1 protein-coding gene, 3 tRNA genes, 2 rRNA genes and 4 pseudogenes are annotated in these 2,221 nt (G+C 42.7%); 1 reads left to right on the forward strand and 9 read right to left on the reverse strand.

The window, feature by feature from the left end:
* Positions 1-193 precede the first annotated feature (193 nt).
* Positions 194-568, reverse strand: a pseudogene (locus tag QM959_RS09415) (ABC transporter transmembrane domain-containing protein); the annotation flags it as partial.
* A 191-nt stretch (positions 569-759) separates the two neighbouring features.
* Between QM959_RS09415 and QM959_RS09420 the strand changes: the two are divergent.
* Positions 760-888: pseudogene (locus QM959_RS09420) on the forward strand (CAAX protease); the annotation flags it as partial.
* Between the two features lie 2 nt (positions 889-890).
* Here QM959_RS09420 and QM959_RS09425 read toward each other — a convergent pair.
* The 8 genes and pseudogenes from QM959_RS09425 to QM959_RS09460 form a co-directional block, all read right to left on the reverse strand.
* Positions 891-1,022, reverse strand: a pseudogene (locus tag QM959_RS09425) (YfcE family phosphodiesterase); the annotation flags it as partial.
* Entirely contained in the window at positions 973-1,077 is a 105-nt protein-coding gene (locus QM959_RS09430) for a hypothetical protein (protein WP_370869437.1), read from the reverse strand. The pseudogene QM959_RS09425 and the gene QM959_RS09430, both read right to left, overlap by 50 nt.
* A pseudogene (locus QM959_RS09435) lies at positions 1,046-1,480 on the reverse strand (non-canonical purine NTP pyrophosphatase); the annotation flags it as partial. The pseudogene QM959_RS09435 and the gene QM959_RS09430, both read right to left, overlap by 32 nt.
* A tRNA-Lys gene (locus QM959_RS09440) sits at positions 1,449-1,518 on the reverse strand. The pseudogene QM959_RS09435 and the gene QM959_RS09440, both read right to left, overlap by 32 nt.
* 22 nt (positions 1,519-1,540) lie before the next feature.
* A tRNA-Asp gene (locus QM959_RS09445) sits at positions 1,541-1,613 on the reverse strand.
* 2 nt (positions 1,614-1,615) lie between these two features.
* A tRNA-Val gene (locus QM959_RS09450) sits at positions 1,616-1,688 on the reverse strand.
* Between the two features lie 5 nt (positions 1,689-1,693).
* Positions 1,694-1,809, reverse strand: a 5S ribosomal RNA gene (gene rrf, locus QM959_RS09455).
* 83 nt (positions 1,810-1,892) lie between these two features.
* A 23S ribosomal RNA gene (locus tag QM959_RS09460) occupies positions 1,893-2,221 on the reverse strand; the annotation flags it as partial.

The raw sequence follows: 2,221 nt of genomic DNA on the forward strand, positions 1-2,221 counted from the left end.
GTCTTGAAGGCACCGTCATTGCCAGCGTAGTAGATGTTTTCAGAGAAAGCACCGTAACGACCAGTAGATTTATCATGGTAGAAGGCATTACGAAGGACAGCACCAGTGTCTTTGTTGGCAAAGTAGTAGTTATCACCTAGATTGAAAATCTTTCCTCTACTACTTCAACGATAAGGGCCAACAAGTTCGAGGCCTGTAACCCCATGGTAAGTACCATCTGCAATTGGGTAATATCATTTGTCGTACGGGTCAAAAGACTAGGAATTGAGAATTTCTTGATCTCTGCGTCCGAAAAATCTAGAACCTGATGGAAGATATCATCACGAAGGCGGGTGGTAAAACTTGCCGCTGTTCTGGCAGCTAAGAAACCAACAACTACAGAGGCCATAAAGCCTGCAAATGACATTAAAAGCATTCGCATCCCTGGGGCATCTGTATTCCAGGCAAAAATATCCGACGCTTTAGTTCCCTTAGTTGATAAGAGTGTCGTAATATCAGACATATAGTCTGGAATTTTCAAGTTTAAATAGACGTTCAAGCAAACAAAAATCACCACTAAGACAATCATGATTAACTCTTTTGTCGTCCTTTCAATAACTTACTATAAGACTAAGAATATCGAGTACAGTTTGGGTGTTAATATTTTAAACAACAGTATAGCTGTCCTACTCAGCCTTTTTGTTTAAGGTGAATGTTTACATTTATCATTGAGGAATTTTATCTTGCTCTTTTAAAGGATAATGAAAGGAATGTTAAGATATGTTATTAAAAACGTTAGGAAAGAAAAAAACAGAATCAGAGTATAAAAGATACATAGCCCGAGTAGCATGTTCTTTCTTTTCTTTGGGTATTTTGGGATTATTTATTGTTCGCTCTAACAGTCTTAGTGCACTTGATTCTAACTCAGAATCTCCATTATGGAAAATGGCATCTACCTTCCCTTGATAACGTTTTTTTATGTCTACTACAATATCACGTTCTCCATGAGAGTCGCTCATTACGATTATTGTTTGTTCTGCCATGCTGGGAATACCTCCATAAGTTTCTTAACAGCTTGTCCACGGTGAGATTGTTCATTTTTCTCTTCTGCAGAAAGCTCTGCTGCCGTTTTACCTGTATTACCAACTAAAAAGAGTGGATCATAACCAAAACCATTGTCACCTTTCGGTTCTCGGCCAATATAACCCTTCCAGTCGGCATCAACAACCAAACTATCACGTCCAGGGGCCGCAACAACTAGGGTTGTATGGAAGTTCGCAGTACGTTTGCTATCATCAAGCACCATAGCTAGCTCGTGCAATAATTTAGCATTATTTTCAGCATCCGTAGCATCAGGACCTGCAAAGCGTGCAGACCAAACTCCTGGTAAACCTCCAAGAACATCTACCTGCAAACCAGAGTCATCTGAGAGGACCATTTTACCAGTTAATTCTGAAATGGTTTCCGCCTTCAAGGTACTGGGCTCGAACCAGTGACCCATTGATTAAAAGTCAATTGCTCTACCAACTGAGCTAACGAGTCTCAAATATTTCTACTTGAACGGTCCCGACGGGAATCGAACCCGCGATCTTCGCCGTGACAGGGCGACGTGATAACCGCTACACCACGGGACCTATGGGAGTTAACGGGATCGAACCGCTGACCCTCTGCTTGTAAGGCAGATGCTCTCCCAGCTGAGCTAAACTCCCTTTGTGCTAAGCAACTACCGTATCTAACAGGGGGCAACCCCCAACTACATCAGGCGTACTAGGGCTTAACTTCTGTGTTCGGCATGGGAACAGGTGTATCTCCTAGGCTATCGTCACTTAACTCTGAGTATTCTCAACTCAAAATTGAATATCTATACTGTATCAAGAAACCAAATCGTTGTCAATATGTCTCAGTTACTTTCTTTGGATAAGTCCTCGAGCTATTAGTATTAGTCCGCTACATGTGTCACCACACTTCCACTTCTAACCTATCAACCTGATCATCTCTCAGGGCTCTTACTGATATAAAATCATGGGAAATCTCATCTTGAGGTGGGCTTCACACTTAGATGCTTTCAGCGTTTATCCCTTCCCTACATAGCTACCCAGCGATGCTCTTGGCAGAACAACTGGTACACCAGCGGTAAGTCCACTCTGGTCCTCTCGTACTAGGAGCAGATCCTCTCAAATTTCCTACGCCCGCGACGGATAGGGACCGAACTGTCTCACGACGTTCTGAACCCAGCTCGCGT

The sequence above is a fragment of the Streptococcus mitis genome, assembly GCF_047459985.1.
Classification (GTDB): domain Bacteria; phylum Bacillota; class Bacilli; order Lactobacillales; family Streptococcaceae; genus Streptococcus; species Streptococcus mitis_DZ.